At 40.1% G+C, this 20885-nt stretch carries 17 protein-coding genes; 12 read left to right on the forward strand and 5 right to left on the reverse strand.

Translation table 11 applies throughout. The features are described 5' to 3' along the window. The first annotated feature begins 127 nt into the window (after positions 1-127). Complete coding sequence (locus JWQ34_RS03320) at positions 128-301, forward strand: hypothetical protein (protein WP_299353886.1); 174 nt, start codon at positions 128-130, stop codon at positions 299-301. A gap of 237 nt (positions 302-538) precedes the next feature. Further along, entirely contained in the window at positions 539-658 is a 120-nt protein-coding gene (locus JWQ34_RS19115; RefSeq protein WP_367278588.1) for a hypothetical protein, read from the forward strand. 118 nt (positions 659-776) lie between these two features. Here JWQ34_RS19115 and JWQ34_RS03325 read toward each other — a convergent pair whose 3' ends face one another. Then, the gene (locus JWQ34_RS03325; protein WP_299353889.1) at positions 777-2822 is read right to left on the reverse strand and encodes a M13 family metallopeptidase; all 2046 of its coding nucleotides are present in this window, start codon (positions 2820-2822) and stop codon (positions 777-779) included. A 550-nt stretch (positions 2823-3372) separates the two neighbouring features. Between JWQ34_RS03325 and JWQ34_RS03330 the strand changes: the two genes are divergently transcribed. Both JWQ34_RS03330 and JWQ34_RS03335 read left to right on the forward strand, forming a co-directional pair. Beyond that, positions 3373-6048, forward strand: coding sequence for a valine--tRNA ligase (locus JWQ34_RS03330; protein WP_299353892.1), 2676 nt, complete (start codon positions 3373-3375; stop codon positions 6046-6048). A gap of 109 nt (positions 6049-6157) precedes the next feature. Then, positions 6158-8005 carry an ATP-binding protein gene (locus JWQ34_RS03335; RefSeq protein WP_299353894.1) on the forward strand — a complete coding sequence of 616 codons (1848 nt, stop codon included), beginning with the start codon at positions 6158-6160 and terminating at the stop codon, positions 8003-8005. Here JWQ34_RS03335 and JWQ34_RS03340 read toward each other — a convergent pair. Continuing rightward, positions 7971-8423, reverse strand: a complete 453-nt coding sequence (locus tag JWQ34_RS03340) for a type I restriction enzyme HsdR N-terminal domain-containing protein (RefSeq protein WP_299353897.1) — start codon at positions 8421-8423, stop codon at positions 7971-7973. The genes JWQ34_RS03335 and JWQ34_RS03340 overlap by 35 nt on opposite strands. A 136-nt stretch (positions 8424-8559) precedes the next feature. Here JWQ34_RS03340 and holA point away from each other — a divergent pair, with 136 nt between their 5' ends. From holA to JWQ34_RS03360, 4 genes are all read left to right on the forward strand, one after another. Further along, positions 8560-9582, forward strand: a complete 1023-nt coding sequence (gene holA / locus JWQ34_RS03345; protein WP_299353900.1) for a DNA polymerase III subunit delta — start codon at positions 8560-8562, stop codon at positions 9580-9582. A 90-nt stretch (positions 9583-9672) separates the two neighbouring features. Further along, positions 9673-10077, forward strand: a complete 405-nt coding sequence (locus JWQ34_RS03350) for an EVE domain-containing protein (protein ID WP_299353903.1) — start codon at positions 9673-9675, stop codon at positions 10075-10077. 11 nt (positions 10078-10088) lie between these two features. After that, a complete protein-coding gene (locus JWQ34_RS03355; RefSeq protein WP_299353906.1) occupies positions 10089-11177 on the forward strand; it encodes a carbohydrate-binding family 9-like protein in 1089 nt (362 codons plus the stop codon). A 5-nt stretch (positions 11178-11182) separates the two neighbouring features. Then, positions 11183-12262: a family 10 glycosylhydrolase gene (locus JWQ34_RS03360; RefSeq protein ID WP_299353909.1), complete on the forward strand. Its 1080-nt coding sequence runs from the start codon at positions 11183-11185 to the stop codon at positions 12260-12262. Positions 12263-12871: 609 nt separating this feature from the next. Here JWQ34_RS03360 and JWQ34_RS03365 read toward each other — a convergent pair. After that, positions 12872-13393, reverse strand: coding sequence for an acyl-CoA thioesterase (locus JWQ34_RS03365; RefSeq protein ID WP_299353912.1), 522 nt, complete (start codon positions 13391-13393; stop codon positions 12872-12874). A gap of 104 nt (positions 13394-13497) precedes the next feature. Between JWQ34_RS03365 and JWQ34_RS03370 the strand changes: the two genes are divergently transcribed. Together JWQ34_RS03370 and JWQ34_RS03375 are read left to right on the forward strand one after the other, a co-directional pair. Beyond that, positions 13498-15753, forward strand: coding sequence for a S9 family peptidase (locus JWQ34_RS03370; protein WP_299353915.1), 2256 nt, complete (start codon positions 13498-13500; stop codon positions 15751-15753). A gap of 81 nt (positions 15754-15834) precedes the next feature. Continuing rightward, entirely contained in the window at positions 15835-16413 is a 579-nt protein-coding gene (locus JWQ34_RS03375; protein ID WP_299353917.1) for a YceI family protein, read from the forward strand. Between the two features lie 111 nt (positions 16414-16524). On the opposite strand, the gene JWQ34_RS03380 is transcribed toward JWQ34_RS03375, so the two are convergent. Further along, positions 16525-16965, reverse strand: coding sequence for a DUF2147 domain-containing protein (locus tag JWQ34_RS03380; RefSeq protein ID WP_299353919.1), 441 nt, complete (start codon positions 16963-16965; stop codon positions 16525-16527). Between the two features lie 122 nt (positions 16966-17087). On the opposite strand from JWQ34_RS03380, the gene JWQ34_RS03385 reads away from it, so the two are divergent. After that, on the forward strand, positions 17088-17621 hold the full coding sequence (locus tag JWQ34_RS03385; RefSeq protein WP_299353922.1) for a hypothetical protein: 534 nt from the start codon (positions 17088-17090) through the stop codon (positions 17619-17621). Positions 17622-17721: 100 nt separating this feature from the next. Here JWQ34_RS03385 and JWQ34_RS03390 read toward each other — a convergent pair whose 3' ends face one another. Continuing rightward, entirely contained in the window at positions 17722-20106 is a 2385-nt protein-coding gene (locus JWQ34_RS03390) for a BamA/TamA family outer membrane protein (RefSeq protein ID WP_299353925.1), read from the reverse strand. On the opposite strand from JWQ34_RS03390, the gene JWQ34_RS03395 reads away from it, so the two are divergent. Next, positions 20097-20846: an RNA methyltransferase gene (locus JWQ34_RS03395; RefSeq protein WP_299353928.1), complete on the forward strand. Its 750-nt coding sequence runs from the start codon at positions 20097-20099 to the stop codon at positions 20844-20846. The two genes, JWQ34_RS03390 and JWQ34_RS03395, sit on opposite strands and share 10 nt — an antisense overlap. Positions 20847-20885 lie beyond the last annotated feature (39 nt).

The following is a 20885-nucleotide window of genomic DNA, read 5'->3' on the forward strand; positions in this document are numbered from 1 at the left end:
TATCATAATCGCAAGCAATATAATTACATATTTATATAATGAACTATTATATAATGAACTATAATTTGTAAATTGTTTGATCTAAAAAACGTTTTAGTTTTTTCAATATCAATAAGTATATTTGTATATGGCAAAGGTAATTGAAGTTAATAAAACAACCAGTCGTACTCAACTTGATGAAGCTTTAAAAAAGCTCCCTCAAAAAAAGCTCCCAATAAATTTGAATGACTTTTTCGGTAAAATAAAATTTGGTATCGACGGCCTTGAATATCAATTAAAAATGAGGGATGAATGGCGATAATATTGTTATTGATACTTCTTTAATAATTAATTTATTTAATGGGGTTACTGAGGTAGAAAAATTGATTACCAATCGTAATTTATTTGTGTCAATAATTTCTGAAATTGAAGTGTTAAGCTTTCCCAATATTGCTCCCTCAGACAAAGCATTGCTCAAAACTTTTTTATCTAAGTGTCATGTTGGGATATTGAACCCGCGATAAAAGATATTACAATAGACATCAGATCGAAATTTAAGGTGAAGTTACCAGATGCTGTTATTGCCGCTACTGCAATATATTTTGACTTACCTTTGTTTACCATGGATAAAGGATTTGAAAAGATAACTGATCTACAAGCGGTTATTTTATCCCTCTAAAGCAATATATGCCCGTATTTATTCATCAATACTTATACGGCGCTATATCATAAACTATGTTAAGATATAAATAGGGGCCTGTTAGATATGCAGGCCCCATTTATATCTTAGTAAGCTTTTACCAAACCTTTATTCTATCCTCCGGCTTTTTATATAGTTTATCGCCGGGTTGTACATTAAATGCTTTGTACCAGGCATCAATATTGGTTAAGGCTGCAAAAGCACGGTATTGACCCGGTGAGTGCGGATCTGTCAATACTAATTGTGCGGATGTTTCGGGACGGGCCAATCCTCTCCATACTTGCGCGAATGAAAGGAAGAAACGCTGATCAGGTGTAAATCCATCAATTTTTACATTTGATTTTCCTTGTTTGGTTTTCTTAAATGCTTCGTAAGCAACATTTATACCGCCTAAATCTGCAAGGTTCTCGCCTAAGGTTAAGCGGCCATTAATGTGGATAGTATCGTTTACGGTATAGCCATTAAATTGCTCAACAACTCTGTCCGCACGCGATTTAAATTTATCCGCATCAGCTTTTGTCCACCAGTCATGCAATGAGCCATCGGCATCATATTGTCTGCCCTGGTCATCAAAACCGTGGGTCATTTCATGCCCGATAACCGCGCCTATAGCTCCGTAATTTACGGCATCATCAGCAGCAAAATCAAAGAACGGGAACTGTAATATACCTGCCGGGAACGTAATTTCGTTTTTAGTAGGGCTGTAGTTAGCATTTACGGTCGGCGGTGTCATGTTAAAACGTTTTTTATCAACCGGTTTGCCTAATTGGCTAACGTTAAAGTTATAACGCCATTGGCCAATACGTTTTAAATTGCCAAAATAATCGTCACGCTCAATAACTAATCCTTTATATTCTTCCCATTTATCAGTGTAGCCAATTTTAACGCTAAAGGCTGCTAGTTTTTTAAGGGCTTTTGCTTTAGTTTCATCGCTCATCCATTCAACACGTTTTATACGGTCGCCTAAAACACTTTTAAGATTGTTTACCAGGTTTATCATATAAGTTTTTGCAGCAGGCTTAAAGTATTTCTCAACGTAAAGCTGGCCCAATAATTCGCCCATGCTGCCGTCAATTAATGATGCCATGCGCTCTTTGCGTGGTGTTTGTACTTTCTGCCCGGTTAGTACGCTGGTAAAATCAAATGATGCTTTAACAAATGGCGAGCTTAATGAGCCTGCGGCGCCTTTTAATATTCCCCATGATAAATAGGTTTTCAAATCATCAACGGTGGTCGAACCAACTAAATCATCTGTTGTCTTAAAAAAGTCCGGCTGACCAACAATAATGCTGTCTTGTCCCGGCGCTTTCATATCAACCATTAGCTTAACCCATTTAAAGTGCGGGGTTGTTTTTTGAAAATCGATAACAGAAAATTTATGATAGCTTCTGTTAGGGTCGCGCAGCTCGGTACGGCTTAGTTGTGCTTTGGCTAATTTTGTTTCAATGCCGAAAATAATATCGGCATTTTTAACTGCTTGTTTGGTATCTGTTCCGCTAAACGTAAACAGGTTAACGATGTATTGTTTATAAGCGTTTTGTATTTTAAGGGTACGGGCATCATCTTTTAAATAATAATCACGATCCGGCAATGTAGTACCACCCTGATAAAAGCTTACAATGTTTACGTTTGGATGTTTGGAGTCAGGGCCTACACCAAAGGCAAATAAAGGGCCCGCAATGGCGTGTGTACGTTCGTAGGTGGCTTCGGTTACTACATCGTCAGTAGTTTTTATACGCGCAATGCGTTCTAAGTCTGCTTTAATAGGTTCGTAGCCACGTTTTTCAATGGTTAAAGTGTCCATACCGGCGGTATACATATCGCCGACACGTTGCGTTACACTTCCTTTTAATCCCGGTTTTTTGCCGGCATCTTTAAGCAAGCCTACAAGGTGATCGGTGTTTTCCTGAGCCAAAATATTAAAGGCCCCCCAACGGGTTTCTTTTGCAGGGATAGGGTGTTTTTTAATCCACGCTCCGTTAGCGTATTCGTAAAAATCATCGCCGGGTTTTATGGACTTGTCCATGTTTTCCGGGTCAATAAATTTCATTTTGGGTTTTGGCTTTATGTTATCAATAACAAAAGCACTGGCGGTAATGCATATAGCACTCCCCACAATTAAACGGCTAAGTTTTATTTTCATGATAATAATTGAGTCAGTTATTAATGCAATAATAGTAAATTTAAGTATATGTTAAATAATTAGCCTGATAAATTAAACGGCGATTACCATTCTGCCCTACAGCGAAATTTTTTCACACCAATGTCAATGTTTTAGCCGGTAGTAAATTTACAGTTTTTTGGGTATTCACGCTTTTACCGGTAGTAAATTATATCGTTTTTCGGGTATCACTGCTTTTACCGGTAGTAATTTATGGTGTTTTTCAGGTATTGAGGGTTATACTGGTAGCAAGTATTTTACTTAAATACTTGTATAACAGTATTTTAAGTAAAAATAATTTTTACCAAGGCAATATTTACGCTAATAGTAATTGCAGGTTTTATTGAAGATCAATATGACAAAGAACTAAAATTGGGTATGTAAGATACGAAGAAAAAGGCGTAAAGATGGTGACACAATTATTCGTGTAATTAAGAAGTCCCTCTCTTTTGGATAGAGGGTTTAGGGTGAGGCTACATTAACATCAATCAATCCATAAACTTTTAATCCAAAACGCTATTTTTGTGCCCTTATGAGTATTGCTAAAACATATTTGCCTAAAGAAGCCGAAGAGAAATGGTACAGTTACTGGTTAGAGAACAACTTTTTCAGATCAGTACCTGATGACCGCGAACCTTATACCATTGTAATACCACCCCCAAATGTTACCGGGGTGCTGCACATGGGGCATATGTTAAACAACACCATACAAGATGTACTGATACGCCGTGCCCGTATGAAAGGCAAAAACGCCTGCTGGGTACCCGGTACAGACCACGCCAGCATAGCTACCGAAGCTAAAGTAGTTGCCATGCTTAAAGAGCGTGGCATCAGCAAAAAAGATCTTACCCGCCCTGAGTTTTTAGACTATGCCTGGGAGTGGAAAGAAAAATACGGCGGCATTATACTGGATCAGCTTAAAAAACTAGGCGCTTCATGCGATTGGGAGCGTACCAAGTTTACCATGGACGATAATTTATCAGAAGCGGTAATTGATACGTTTATCCACCTGTATAAAAAAGGTCTGATATACCGTGGTATCCGCATGGTTAACTGGGATCCGCATGGGAAAACCGCGGTTAGTGATGAGGAAGTTATACGTAAAGAAGTTAATCAAAAACTTTATTATATAAGGTATCAGGTAGTAGTTGATGAGTTGTCAATGATGAGTGAAAGTGTTGCTACACATCACTCACCGCTTACCGCTCGCTATTTAACTATAGCTACTACACGGCCCGAAACTATTATGGCAGATGCGGCTATCTGTATCAACCCTAATGATGAGCGGTATATGCATTTGCATGGCAAAAAAGTTTTCATCCCGTTAATAAACCGCGAAATACCGGTTATACTGGATGATTATGTTACCATGGATTTTGGTACCGGCTGTTTAAAGGTTACGCCGGCGCATGATCTGAATGATTATGAACTGGGCCAAAAACATCATCTGCCTGTTATTGATATTTTAAACGATGATGGTACACTAAATGAAAAAGCGCAAATATTAGTAGGCGAGGACCGCTTTGCAGCACGTAAAAAAATTGCGGTAATGCTGGAAGAAGCAGGTGCGCTGGATAAAGTGGAAGAATATAAATCGCAGGTTGGTTTTTCTGAACGTACCAATGCGGTTATTGAGCCCAAACTATCTATGCAATGGTTTTGCAAGATGGATGAGATGGCTAAACCCGCGCTGGATTATGTGCTGAATGGCGATATTAAACTGATCCCCGAAAAATTTATCAATACCTACCGCCACTGGATGGAGAATGTGAGGGATTGGAACATTAGCAGGCAGCTTTGGTGGGGGCAACAAATACCGGCATGGTACCTGCCAAATGGCGAATATATTATTGCTAAAACAAGAGAAGAAGCATTTGAAAAATCAAGAATCAAGAATCAAGATTTAAGAATTGAAGATTTGGTACAGGACGAAGACGTCCTTGACACCTGGTTCTCATCATGGTTATGGCCGATATCTGTTTTTGATGGGTTTAAGAACCCTGATAATGCCGATATCAATTACTATTACCCAACCAACGATTTGGTTACCGCGCCCGAAATCTTATTCTTTTGGGTAGCACGTATGATCATGGCCGGGCACGAGTTTAGGGGCGAGATACCGTTTAAAAATGTTTACCTGACGGGTATCGTTCGGGATAAACTGGGCCGTAAAATGTCAAAACAATTAGGCAACTCGCCAGATCCTTTAGATTTGATTGGTCAATACGGTGCCGATGGCGTTAGGGTAGGTATGCTGTTATGCTCGCCTGCCGGTAATGACCTGATGTTTGATGACAGCTATTGCGAGCAGGGCCGTAATTTTTACAATAAGGTTTGGAACGCGTTCCGCTTAGTTAAAGGTTGGGAAGTTGATAATAGTTTAACAAACCCTAACCAGGTTGCTATTGATTGGTTCGATAGCCGCTTTAACCAGGCGATGATAGAGATTGAAGATAACTTTGGGCAATACCGATTATCAGAAGCTTTGATGGCGACATACAAACTGGTATGGGACGATTTCTGTGCCTGGTACCTTGAAATGATAAAGCCGGTTTACCTGCAACCCATAGATAGTGAAACTTATAAACGTACCATTGCTTTCTTTGAAAACATCCTGAAAGTACTTCATCCGTTTATGCCTTTTATAACCGAAGAGCTATGGCATGACGAGTTGTTTGGCGAGCGCGATAGGCTTGATTGTTGTATTGTTGCCCAATTGCCAATTAATGGGGAAATTAATTCCCGCCTATTGGCTGATGTTGAAAACGTAAAACAAATTATAACGCAGGTTAGAAATATTCGTAACAGCAAACAAATATCGCCAAAAGAGGCGCTGGTGCTTTCTGTTAAAGCAAATTCGGGGATTAATTACTTAGCATATAAAGCAATATTAAGCAAGCTAGCCAACCTAAGCGAGTTAAATTTTGTAAATGATAAAGTGACTGGTGCAAGCAGTTTTTTAGTATCAACCGATGAGTTTTTTGTGCCTTTGAACGAGAATATTGATGTTGCAGCCGAAACAGAAAGGCTGCAAAAAGAAAAGGATTATTTAATTGGGTTTTTAAGATCGGTTAATGCAAAATTAACTAACGAACGCTTTATGAGTAATGCCAAGCCGGAGATAATTGAGGCCGAGCAAAAAAAGAAAGCCGATGCGGAAGCCAAATTAAAGATCATTGAAGAGGGATTGTCAGGATTGGCAAACTAATTGTATTAGTGGTAGTAAGCTATCGTTGAACTTTCTAAATTAATGGATTGATTACAAATCATTAATTTACAAATCCATTGTTATAGCAGCAACGCTAAAACAATTGGTTATGAACAAGAAAGTACGGTTTTTTAACTTATCGCTCGATAAGATCCTTTCAAAGGATCTGTCTATTCTTGACAATGCCCGCTTGCGTTTGTTGTATTATGGCCTCGCATTAGCATTTTTCACCCTGTTTGTGATCCTGGCTGATGTTTTATACCAGCGCCATATTATCCTGAGTATTACTACAGGTATAATGTTTCTAGCTTCGGCGGTCCTTTTTAAATTTCTTACTTACAAGCCGCGGTGGATGCTGATCGCGCATTTGATCTTGATTGTTGCAACTATAGTTAACATCATTGATATTTTTATTGCTATCCAAAATGTTGATGTAGTTACAGTTGAGGTTATTATAATGATAATGCTGTTCGGCTTTTATATGCTGGGGCAAAAAGCGGGGTTGATCTATTCGTTGCTTAATGTAGTACCCGTGTTAACACTGGCGTTACTTCAATATAGTAACAACTATGTGCCGCCATTTAAGCCGGAGAAAGTAGACGAAACTACCACCATTATAGCCATTGCTGCCTGCTTCATCCTGATAGCGTTTATACATAGCCATTTCTACAAAGCTTTTATCAAGACTATAACACAGCTTAAAGAAACCAGCGATAAACAAAGCGGTTTAACAGCCGAGTTTGAATCGGCTATGGAAAAGGCCCAAAAATCATCCGAGGCAAAATCAGATTTCTTGTCTACCATGTCTCATGAGATCAGGACACCATTGAATGCCGTTATCGGGATGAGTAATTTATTAATAACCGGTAACCCACGGCCAGATCAAAAAGAAAACCTGGAAGTGTTAAAGTTTTCGGCAGGTAACTTATTATCTATTGTTAATGATGTGCTCGACTTTAACAAAATAGAATCGGGCAAACTTGTTTTTGAAAATATCAAATTCAACATGGTTGAATTGATGCAAAATATTTGCGGCGGGCAAATGATGACCGCCCGGACAAAAGGCCTTTTATTTAAATTAGATGTTGATAGCATACTAAGCAGAAAAGTATTATTTGGTGATCCTACCCGTATAACCCAGATAGTTTTTAACCTGGTAAGCAATGCTCTTAAATTCACGGCCGATGGAAATATATGGGTTAAAGCAACCTGTATTGAAGATAGGCATAACCGTGTAACCGTTAATTTTTTGGTAAAGGATACCGGTATAGGTATTGAGAAAGATCGCCTGGATATTATTTTCGAACCATTTATACAGGAGTCACTAAGTACAACCCGTCAGTATGGTGGTACGGGTTTAGGTTTGGCCATTGTTAAACGTTTGCTAGAGTTACAGGGCTTAAAAATTAAAGTAAACAGCCAGCCGGGTGTGGGGTCTGAGTTTTCATTCAATATGGAATTCCCGGTATCAACCGAAGTATTTGAACCTTCTGATAATCAGCCACAACATGCTACAGAAAATGACGAAACACTAAGCGCTATCCGCATGCTTATTGCCGAAGATAACCCGGTGAATGTGATGCTGATGAAGAAGCTGCTTTCTAAATGGAGCATCGTACCGTCTATTGCCGAAAATGGCGAACGTGCGGTTGAGTTAGTACAATACGGTAATTTCGATATTATTTTAATGGACCTGCAAATGCCGGTAATGAACGGTTTTGACGCGGCCAAAGAGATACGTAAAATGGCCGACCATCAAAAATCAAGTATTCCAATTATCGCCTTAACAGCTTCAGCTTTGTTTGATATAAGGGAACGTGTGCAGGAATCGGGTATGAATGATTACGTTTCGAAACCATTTAAACCTAACGAGTTGTTCGAGAAAATAAAGATGCTGGTAGCAAAATCGTCTACCGGTAAGTTTAAATTTTCTGATACTCTGGTAATTCCTCAATAAATTGGTAATTCTGTAGCTCGAAGTTTATGCGGCAATAATAATGTTGCAGGCCGTTGGTAACCGCCAATAAAGCTATTTTATGTACAATGTTGTAACGCGCCACCTGGTCAAATACTTTTTGATCAATAGCAACAGAAGGCGCTTTACATTCAACCAATAAGATTTTATCACCTGCCGAGTTAAAAGCCAGTATATCAGATCGTTTTTGCTTGCCGTGCAGCTTATGCCCGCCCTCTAGTTTTATTAAGCTTTTAGGGTAATTTTTTTGCCCGATCAGGTACTGTACAAAATGCTGGCGCACCCATTCTTCGGGAGTGATGATGATGTTTCGTTTCCTTATTTCATCAAATAAACTCAGCTGTCCGTCCTGATCGGTTATTTTAAAAGGATAGGGTGGCAGATTTAAGGGTTGCAGCATTTAAGTTAAGTCAAAAATCAAAAGTAAAAATTCAAAAGCGTTATTCATTATTTAGATTTGACAACTTTTTAAAAGTTGTCAAATCTATTTGTTCACACTATGTTTTTTTGCCTTTTGAATTTTTACTTTTGACTTAATGACCGCTGCCGATATAATAAAAGATTTAACCAACCGTAAATACAAACCGCTTTACCTTTTACATGGAGATGAACCCTATTTTATTGACCTGGTAGGCAACCATATAGAGCATAAGTTACTCCCAGATGCCGAGAAAGGCTTTAACCAAACCGTACTATACGGTAAGGACACTGATATAATGACCGTACTTAACGCCGCCAAGCGTTACCCCATGATGGCCGATTACCAGGTAGTATTGGTAAAAGAAGCCCAGGAAATGAAATGGGGCACCGAGAGCGATGATAAAAAAAGTATCAATCCATTATTGAGCTATTTAGAAAACCCGCTGCCAAGTACTATACTGGTGTTTTGCTATAAATACGGCAAATTTGATAAGCGCAAAAAAACCTATAAAGCGATAGAGAAAAACGGGTTGGTTTTTGAATCGGCAGCTTTGTATGATAGTAAGATACCCGCGTGGATTGAAGGTTATTTAACCGAAAAGAATTATAAAATTAATCAGCAAGCCTCATTGATGCTGGCTGAGTATTTAGGTAACGACCTATCCAAAATTGTAAATGAACTGGATAAGCTAATGCTTAACGTATCGGCAGGGCAGGAGATCACCCTAAAGCACATCCATGACAACATTGGCATAAGCAAAGAATATAATGTATTTGAGCTGCAAAGCGCCCTCGGTAAAAAGGACGCTTTAAAAGTTAACCAGATCATTAACTACTTCGAGGCCAATCCAAAGGCAAACCCTATAGTATTGGTGCTGGGCAACCTCAATAACTTTTTCACCAAGGTGTTGATGTATCATTACTCGCGTGATAAATCACAGCAAAACCTGGCGCGCGAGCTGGGCATCAGCCCATTTTTTGTGAAAGACTATGAGCAGGCCGCGCGCAGCTATCCTTACGGCAAAACCATGCAGATCATCAGCTACCTGCGCGAGTATGATGTGAAGAGCAAAGGCGTTGAGTCAAACACCGACCATGGTGGGTTGATGAAGGAGTTGATGTTTAAAATATTGCATTAAGTCTTGAGCAGTAGGCCAAAACTTTACACCAACCCGCTTTTTATTTCATCCCGTTTTTAATAGCTTTACTGCATAACTTTAAGCACAACTATGAACCATTGGTTAGTAAAATCAGAGCCGCATAAATATAGCTGGGAAAAATTTAATAAGGATGGCCGCACCTTTTGGGACGGCGTACGTAACTACCAGGCACGTAATAATTTACGCGAAATGAAAGAAGGCGACCTGGTGCTGTTTTATCACAGTAATGAGGGTAAAGAAGTTGTCGGTATTGCCAAAGTTGTTAAAGAATCTTACCAGGACCCTACCACTACAGATCCAAACTGGTTGGTTGTTGAGTTGTCGCCAGTTGAGACATTGAAAACCCCGGTTACCCTGGCAACAATAAAAGCCGACGAACGTCTTAAAGACATCGGCCTTGTACGTCAGGGGCGTCTGTCGGTAATAGGCCTTAAACGCGAGGAATTTGACCGCATTGTTGAGCTAGGTAGTTAATCCATCATAAAATGAATAGCCGGTTAACTTTAATTATTTTATTGCTATTGCCGGTTAGCCTAAGGGCACAATCGCCGTTTAAAGGGTTCGAAAATTTATTTACTCCACCCAAAATCTATACGGTTAATTATGTAAAAACGCCGCCGGTTATTGATGGCGATATAAATGATGCTGTTTGGCAGCAAGCCCCGTGGACCGATAATTTCCGTGATATAGAGGGCGACCTAAAACCCGAGCCTAAGCTGCAAACCAATGTTAAAATGCTTTGGGGCGACACCTGCCTCTATATAGCCGCTAAAATTATGGACCCACATGTTTGGGCCAACATCAAACAGCACGATCAGATCGTGTTTTTTGATAACGACTTCGAAGTATTTATCGATCCAAACAACACTACCCACCAATATTTCGAGCTAGAGTTTAACGCGCTCAATACCGTGTTCGACCTATTTTTAAATAAGCCGTACCGCAATGGCGGCAGCGCCATGTTCGGTTGGAACGCGCCGGGGTTAAAGTCGGCAGTAAAAGTATTGGGCACACTAAATAATGCGGCTGATGTTGACAAGGGCTGGACTATAGAAATGGCTATCCCATACCGCGCCATCAGCATCGGCAATAATATTCAGACACCTGCAGAGGGCGTTACCTGGCGCATCAATTTTTCGCGGGTAGAGTGGGACACTAATGTTATTGATGGCAAATACGTTAAAGCAAAAGATAGCAATGGCCGTAACCTGCCCGAGCATAACTGGGTATGGTCGCCGCAAGGGATTATCAATATGCACTACCCGGAGCGCTGGGGCTATTTATTGTTTAACAAAGCATATACAAATGCAGACTTTGTCCCGTCTTATGCAGAGCAGCAAAAGCAATATTTATGGCTGGCATATTATAAACAAAAGAAATGGGCGGACGAGCATCATAACTACATAGCCACTTTAAAAGATCTTGATATAGGTAAGGTGATTTATATAGCCAGCCGTATAAATGATGTAAGGATGGAGGCAACGGCCCATCAGTTTATGGTATCTATAAAAGATGGATACGAGAATACCGGATGGTCCATCAACCAGGATGGACTGATCAGTGAAATAAATTAAAGCAGATGAACAAGCGCGAGTTTTTAAAAGTAGGTTTATTAATGGGGGCGGCAGCGCAATTGCCGCTGCAAAGTTCGGCAGCCATTAGCGTGGCAAAACGTAAAGTAAAACACAAAAACTGGATCTGGGTACGCCCTAACAAGCTTGATACGGATGATAATATTAAAACCCGCTATGCCGCCTTTAAAACTGCCGGAATAGCCGGGTTGTTTTTTGAGTATGATAGTGAGCGCCACTTCCGCGCGGCTAAGGCCATGGGTTTAGAGGCGCATCGCTGGATGTGGACAATGAACCAGCCCGACCTAGTAACTGAGCATCCCGACTGGTACAGCAAAAACCGCAAAGGCGACTCGTGCGCTGATAAACCGCCTTATGTAAATTATTATCGTTGGCTATGTCCATCTCGCCCGGAGGTGATGCAGCATTTAGAAAAATATGTAAGCGACACGTTAGATAAAGATTATGTTGACGGCATACATCTGGATTATGTGCGCTATTGCGATGTGATATTGCCGGTTAATTTATGGGCCAATTACAACATCGACCAAACCAAAGAACTGCCAGAATATGATTATTGCTATTGCGAGGTGTGCAAAGCAAAATTTAAAGAGCAATACGGTGCCGATATAGATAGCATCCAATACCCTGAAGCCAGCCTATCGTGGCGGTTATTCAGGTATAATAATATAACGCGGATAGTTAACAGCTTATCGGCTGTAGCACATCAGCATAAAAAAATGATAACAGCGGCGGTATTCCCTACACCCGAGATTGCCCGGCGCAACGTGCGGCAAGACTGGACAAACTGGAAACTTGACGCTGTTTTCCCGATGACTTATCATGGCTTCTATAAAGAAAAAGTAACCTGGATAGGCGATGCCGTTACCGAGGGTGTACACTTTCTAAGTGGCGCATTCCCGCTATATGCCGGCCTTTATTTATCTGACTTTAAAAGCGATGATGAAATTGCTGAAAGCATAAGGCTGGCGCTAAAAAATGGCGCAGCCGGGGTGTCGTTTTTTGGTGATGTTAAGCAGAGTGTTTTGGATATTTTGAGTAGGGAAATGGTGAAAATATTGTCTTGATGGCTGGGTGCTTGCCTAGGGCTACTTATCGCTTAATTAACGCTCTAGGCCGCTAGTGCCCTTTACTTTTTGCTTGATCAAAAAGTAACAAAAAATCAAGTCAGCAAAGAGGCTTCTCTGCGCTCAGGCTTTTGCGCTGCAAATTAGTAAAACCACGGCTGCAATTATTTTACCCCTGTTGTCGCACTATAGCCCCCGCTTCAGTAAAAACTTGCTATGCCCTTCCCGCCGCACAGCCTCACCTGTTTTACTTAATTTCATCCGAATCTTTTTTGCTGACACTTTGCTCAATAAACCAACATTCTGGTATAAATGAGCAATCAAAAAGAGCGCAGAGACCTGTCAGCCCACGCGGCCGGGTGTCTGGCCTGTGAAGTGGCAGCGATTGGGCTGACTTGATTTTTTGTTTCTTTTTCATCTAAGGAAAAAGAAATAGGCCTCCGCGGCTATGAGCGGTGGATCTTTTTAAGCGTGAATGCTGCTTGTTTAAAAGATTGATGAAGTAAAGGGTCCTAGCGGCCTAGAACGCTGCGACACGTTCAAATACGACATTTGCAAGTATAGAGAATGCTTCGTTCCTCGCAACAATGACGGGTGGAGAGGGATCAATTACTTCTGTTCCCCAAAAAATAAAGCTTTCAACTCGGTAGCTTCATCAGCTTTCATTTTACCGCCAAGTATCAATCTTAACTGTCGGCGGCGCAGGGCACCGTTGTATAATTCGGTTTCTTCTGCGGTTTCTGGGACAAGTTCCGGCACCTCTATTTTAGAACCATCTTTATCCAACGCTACAAAAGTATAATAGGCCTCATTACTTTTAACTAACGTACCTGATGGTATGTTCTGCGCCCAAACATCCAGGCGTACCTCTACAGAAGTATTAAAAGCTCTTGAAACTTTAGCTTCAATAGTTACCACATCACCCAGTTTAATAGAGTGTTTAAACGATACATTGTCAACCGAGGCGGTCACTACAATACGGTTGCAATGTTTTTGTGCCGATATAGCTGCCGCGATATCCATCCAATGTAGCAAACGCCCGCCCATTAAATTGTTTAATGTATTGGTATCATTGGGCAGCACCAACTCGTTCATTATAGTCAGAGATTGTACGGGCGATTTTTTGATCATTAGTTAGTGTTTAGCGTAAATATACGGCTTTAGGTGTAATTTATCCCTCATAAAATTGTCCAAATGCCATAAATGCTTTAGCTTTAGCCAAACTGATTTCTTATATGAAAAAACTATCTGCACAATACCTGTGCATCGCGTTCGCGCTAATGGGCGCATTCCCTTATGCCGTAAAGGCACAATCAAAAGCAGAATATTCAAGCCTTACAGATGCCGTATATGCTGCCGGGAAACTAAGCGGTAAACGCGGACCGGCAAGTGTTAACTGGATAAACGATGGACAAAAATATTCGTACATCGCCGGCGAAGAGATCCGCTCGATGGAACCAGCCACTTTAAAAGACGAACTGATCTTTAGCAAAAAAGGACTTACTTTCCCCGGCAAAAAAAAACCGTTTGATTACGAATCGTTCCAATGGTCGCACGACTCAAAGAACCTGGTTTTTAAATCAGACTTTAAGCCCATTTACCGCAAATCGGGCATAGCCGATTATTATGTTTATAACCTGCAAAGTAAACAACTAAAACAAGCCGCTAAGGATGCGCGTTCGGTAGAGTTATCGCCGAATGGCAAAAAGGTAGGTGTTGAGCGTAAAGGCAATATGTATGTATATGACTTTGCTACCGGTAAAGAGAAACAATTAACCAACGATGCCACCGGCGAAAACGCGATCTTTAACGGCCACTATGATTGGGTTTATGAGGAAGAATTTGGCCAGCCGCAAGCCTGGAACTGGTCGCCTGATAGTAAATACATAGCTTACTGGCAGTTTGACGAGCGTAAGGTGCCCGATTTTGAAATGACCAATTTTGAGGGCCATCATAGCGATATTGTACATTTCCGTGTGCCACTGGTTGGCGATGAAAATGCTTCTGTACGTATAGGCGTAGCCGATGTAACTACGGGTAAAAAGATCTGGTTAAAGCCGGATGAAACCGGCGATTTTTATATCCCCCGCATTTATTGGACAAGCAACCCTGATGTGTTAGCCATGATGACGCTTAACCGCGAGCAAAACCACATGAAGCTATACTTCTTCAATGTAAAAACCGGCGAGCATCATGTAGTGTTAGAAGAAAAGAATACCAGTTGGGTAGCCATATTTGATTTTTATACCAATGTTAACGATATGGTGTACTTCCCCGAAAAAACTAAAGAGTTTTTCTGGGTATCAGATCGCTCGGGTTATTACCATATCTATCGTTACAGTTATGATGGTAAACTAATTAACCAGGTAACAAAAGGCGATTGGGATATGATAAAAGTGAGTGGCATTAATCCGCAGACCAAAAATATTTATTATTTATCGGCCGAGTCATCTGGCTTAGCGCAGGAGTTTTATACGATAAAATTTGATGGCACCGGCAAAAAGAAATTGAGTGATGTAGATGGCTTTCACACCATTGATATGTCGCCGGATACGAAGTATTATTTAGATACTTACAGCAACATAACCACACCTACCCATGTAGGTTTATTTGACGATAGCGGCAAGGCGCTAAAAATGCTGGAAGATAATACAGGGGTTAGCGCGTTTGTAAAGTCGCACGCTTACTCGGCACCCGAATTATTTAAGGTAAAAACCAGTGATGGCGCTACCTTAGATGCCTACATGATTAAGCCATTTAATTTTGATCCGAAGAAAAAATACCCGGTTGTATTTACCATTTATGGCGGACCCGAATCGCACGCGGTGTATAATAAATTTACAGGCAACGCCTGGCAGCAATGGCTGGCCCAAAACGGGTATATTGTTGTCGATCTGAATAATCGTGGCATATCAAATTATGGCAGCGCTTTCTTAAAGATTGGCTACAAACAATTAGGTAAATACGAAAGCCAGGATTTTGCAGAGACGGCTGAGTACATGAACACCCTGCCGTTTGTTGATAAAGGCAATATGGCCATAATGGGCGGCAGCTATGGTGGTTACATGACGGTGTACACTTTGCTTACTCATCCGGGTGTGTTTAAGGCAGGCTTAGCCAACTCGGCGGGCAGCGATTGGCGTTTGTATGATGATATCTATACCGAGCGCTATATGGGCCTTGCAAAAGAAAATAAGGATGGCTACGATAAAAGCTCGACCTTAACCCATGCAGCTAACCTGCAAGATCATTTATTGCTGATACACTCCATGAGTGATGATAATGTGCACCCTGCTAACACCATGCAGTTACTTACAGCACTAACAGAGGCCGGTAAAGATGTTGACGTACGGATCTATCCAAAAGGGGCACACGGAGCGGCTTATGACCTGGCAAGCTATCTTTTAATACAGAACGTAAATTTTCAATATTTGGAGAAATATTTAAAAGGCAATAACAATCTGCCTAATTTAAATGCGCCAAAAAAATAGCGGGAAATACATATAAAGTAAAATATGTGTTAAATATATATGCAGACAAACTTTTAAATATTAAAACTATAAATCAAAAAAATGAAAAAAATTATTTTCCTTTTAACAGCAACGTTATTATCAGTAACTGCTGTGTCTGCCCAAACTACCTGGAAGGTAGATAAGGCTCACTCTCAACTTAAATTTATTATTACTCACCTTGCTGTATCAGACGTAGAAGGTGTGTTTAAAGATTTTGATGTTACTATTGTAACAAACCAACCAGATTTCAGTGATGCTAAGTTTACCTTGGTAGTTCAAACAGCATCTGTTAATACTGATGTTGAAAAACGTGATAACGATTTAAGAAGCGCGAATTTTTTTGAGGTAGCTAAATTCAGTACCATTACTTTTACAAGTACCGATATTACTAAAACTACACCAAACCATTTTAAACTAAAAGGTAATTTAACCATACATGGTGTGACTAAATCGGTTACTATGGACCTATGGTACCGTGGTACAATTATTAAAGCGACGAGTAATGCTGCCGATGCAGGTTTCCAGCTTACGGGCGAAATAAAACGTTCTGATTTTAATATTGGCGCTAAATACAGCTCACCAATACTAAGCGATGAAGTACAAATAAAAGCTAACGGCGAGTTTGGGAAAGTAAATTAGAGATTAGAGATTTTTTTGGATATCCAAATTACTAAAAAAGGTAATGAATTTTGAAATTCATTACCTTTTTACTTTACCGATGATTGGCCTAACCTCTAACTAATCACTAAACTACGCTTTAGTAAACGTCATGGTGCGGCCAATAAATTTGAAGTGCCAGTAGCCGGTAACTTTAAGTACGCCATCTTTACCCAGATGCGCCGCTGCACTGTATTCGTGGCCGCTGCCTATATCATATATTTTACCATTCTCCCAACTGTCAGATTGTGGCGAGTAAGTCATTTCTTTTAATATATTTAATCCTAATATTTTGCGGTTTCTTAAAGCCGGATCGGGGTTGTGTTTGTCCGTCCATTCGTCCATGCCTTTGCTGGTATCAGTGTTTTTATACCATACCATTTTACCTTTAAAGGTATTGCCCTCTCTGTAAACCAGTACTATAATATTTTTACTTGATGATATCCATTTGCCGCATATCTTGTCAGCATTATTGGCCTGGGTGGCTTTGGTAGTAAATCCTGTTAAGAAAAATAAGATTAAAAATTTAAACATTAATTGGTTATACAGCATTATGTAGGTAGTTTAATTCAAATGATCTTGATAGCCCGATCATAAGATTATATTAACTAATTTTATTGCGGGTTGTTTGTAAAGTTCAAACCTAATACTAAAAAATGAAAAAGATATTATTTGTTGTTTGCCTGATACTGGTTGCAAGCAGTTTTGCTTTTGCGGATACAATAACTATTAAACAATTTGTTATAAAAGAAAATCCCTTTGCCGATAGCGAGGTGGCCATTGTTGCAGTTGATTCGGCAGGTAACGTGCAGGAAAAGGTTGATGGTGTGTTTGCTTTCACTATCAACGGTTTCCAGGAGCAAATGAAATTTGAAAAGGGTACTGCCTTTTATCGCCATAAACTGGATAAATCAAGCTTTTTTTATGTAAAGCATATTAATGATGCCGGTACACATTCAATGCTGTATTACATCTACAAGCAAGATGGCAAACTGCGCCCTATGCATGTAAGCTGGATGCTATTGGTAATTATACCATTGGCATTGGTTTTACTGGGCTATATGTTTAAACGGTTTATCATAATCGCCATAGTTATCTTCTGTATCTTCCTGTACTTTAACCATCATAACGGCCTAACGGTGCCTACTTTCTTCGAGAGTATATTTGATGGATTGAAGGGGATTTTTTGATGTGCAGATGTGCAAATGATTTTGATGTGCAGATATGCGAATATGCAGATGTGCAAATTAATTGATAAGCTTTAATACATATCTGCTAAGCATCTGCACATCAGAACGGCATCCCGATACCAAAGTTTAGCTGCATAAAATTATAGCTTTCGCCATTGGCTTGCAGGTAGTTGTTTTTAAATACGCCGGGGTGGAATAACTCGTTCGAGTGTTTGATCAACACCCACTGATCTGACCCATTAAACTGCGGGTCCTTAAATTTAAATGCCATGTCAAGCCTGAAAACAAAGAAGCTCACATCAAACCGTAAGCCGGTACCAATACCAATTGCTGATGATTGCAGGATGTTGTTAAATCTAAATTCGCCACCTGGGTTATCGGCTTGTTTATGTAAGCGCCAAACGTTGCCGGCATCAATAAAAATAGCACCCTTTAATTTAGATCCAAAAAAGTCATCAGCCAGCTTATACCTGTATTCGGCATTGGTGATAAATTTTATTTCGCCAAACTGATCAATGTATTTTAAGCGTGTACGTAAGGTATCGCCGGTTGTGGGTGCATCTGCGGTACCTGCCGGCCCGTAAGTTGTGGCCCGGTTAAATTGGCCCGGCCCAAGGGTGCGCGGCAGCCAGGCGCGCATATCATTAGCGCCGCCGGCATAAAAGTTTTTCTCAAAAATAAGTTGGTTGCTGTTTCCAAACGGAACGCCAATACCCGGGTTTATACGAAATATAAACTGTCGCTCGCCGCCAAAGCTGCGGTATATCCTAAAGTCTATCTCGCCCCTGGCATATTGTGCAAATGTGTAGCCAAAAAGTGTGCGCTTGCCTAAAGTATCTTTGTGCGAATTAAATATATTACTTGCTGCATATAACATATTACCCCCAACATCCAACGATCCGCGGAAATAAGAAAAATTGGCATAAGTATTTAATAAGTTGCCATTTGCCTGGTAGGTGTATTGGCTACCCGTAGTAAATATGGTACGGCCTATTAAATAGACGTACGAGTAACGGTTCTGCTTCAATAATTGCTGGTAGGCAATAGGGTCGATAGTACCTTTTGAGAACTCAATATCAATAGGCGTTATACTATGAACTTTGTTTGCAGTTTCAAGGAAATCATAAGTTACCGAGTTGATAAAACTGGTTCTTTCCACTAATCCTTTTTGATAAAACCGCGAGTAATTGGTAGAGAAAGTGGTATGCGGTACGCCCTGTTTGCCTGGTTTTGCCAAATTAAAGGGCGTGACTATCCAGGGGTATATTAAACTTGCGCCAACTTTAAAATCCTGGTTTTCAACACCACTATTATTTAACGCGTTACGGCCAATATCGAACAGCATACTCAAGTTCAATTTTATCTGCAGCGCAACCGACCTTTTAAAAATGTTACGGTCTGTAAAGGTGTTGCCTGCATTATACCCATACCGCCCTCCGCTGAACAAAAATTCACCCTCGACACGGTCCGACATTTGTTTGAGGGGTATCAATTCTATTTTTGAATTTAGGCGATTTGTACTATCGGCTGTTTTTTCATAATCCGGGTTGGGTACGTTCCTGAAAACATTTAACTCAGATAATCGGGATGTTGTAATGGTTTGATTGTCAGAATTAAAAAGTTCGCCTTTTTTCTGGTAGATATAATCAACAACCGGTTGTGGCTTAAACCTGCCCGAGTAATCAACAAACTTAAATTGTGAGCCAACTTGTATAGTATCTGCTTTACCAATTTTGGTGCCGTTACTTTTTGATATGGTGATCAATGTATTGTTGATCGTAAAAATGGGGTGCTCGGGCTTATCAGCCGGATTATCTATAATCATTCGCAAGTCAACAACACTGCTGTTAAAGGTCGAGTCGTACGCGAAATTGATGTACTGGCGATAAAACTCATAGTAGCCATTACGTTTCATCACCTGAAAAAAAGCATCGCGGTCAAAAGCTAAACTATCTGTATCGAAGCGCCCACCTGGTTGTAAATGCGAAAATTGTTTACGGGTTGATCTGTATAGTTCGCGTACTTTTTTATCGGGGATACTGTCGTCAATCTTGCGGATCTTAAACATTGGCCCTTCGGTAGTAGTAAAAATTAACTCGGCCCTTTTGTTTTTTACCAGGATGGTATCAATAACCCTAGCTTTTAAATAGCCTTTGCTCCGTATAAATTTTTCTATTTGTACCCGCGAAAATTCAACCAGGTTACTATCCAGTATGGCAGGCGGTTCGCCAATGTTATGTTTACCGCTTTTGTTGAATAGGTTATACAGTTGCAGGTTAATTACGTTGTTTGGCTGCTGTTGCTTATCAACATAATTTACCGCCAGTTCGGCAAATTCACCATCCATTCCCCTGATAGTGACTTTACGTACCAGTTTTTCATTGCCTTTTAGCCTGCGTGTTAAACTACACCCCGAGCCTATAAAGAGCAGAAGAATACTTAATATTGCAATACGGTATTTATTAATGCTTATATATGCTTTCAAAATCTAATATTAGTTTACTACAGTCCTTACAACATAAAAAATTTCGCAGGGAACATGGCTTGTTTTTAGTTGAAGGCTACAAATCGGTTTCCGAATTTATTAATTCGGCTTACCAAATTGAAGCTGTTTACCATACGGCCAATATTGCCCCAAAAATGCTCAAATTATCGCAGAAAATGAACTTTCAGGAAATTTCATCTGCTATACTTGAAAAAATAAGCGCCCTTAAAAACCCGGCCGACGTTATTGCAGTAGTTAAAATACCACAGTGGCCGGTTTTAAATTATACTACCCTTAACAAAAAATTCTCCATTGTGTTGGATGCAATTCAAGATCCGGGCAATATGGGCACAATTATACGTACGGCCGACTGGTTTGGCATTGAAAATATTATTTGTTCTGAAGACTGCGTAGAGGTTTATAACTCTAAAGTAGTACAAGCTACTATGGGTTCACTTTCGCGGATAAATGTTCATTATGTTGATCTGCCCCAGGTTTTATCGCAAATTAACTTGCCTATATACGGTGCTTTGCTGGATGGCGAAAATATTTACAACGCCAATTTTGGCACCGAGGGATTAATAGTAATGGGTAACGAAGGCAACGGTTTAAGCGAAAAAGTTAAGCAACTGGTTACCAAAGCTATCACTATACCGCGAGCCGGTAATGCCGAATCATTAAACGTAGCTATAGCTACAGCTATATTTTGTTCAGAAATAAGTAGAAATAAGCTTAAATAAATGTTGGCAGGCAAATAATAATTGTTATTTTTGCAATCC

The organism is Mucilaginibacter sp. (assembly GCF_028288185.1).
In the GTDB taxonomy this organism is placed as follows: Bacteria; Bacteroidota; Bacteroidia; order Sphingobacteriales; family Sphingobacteriaceae; genus Mucilaginibacter.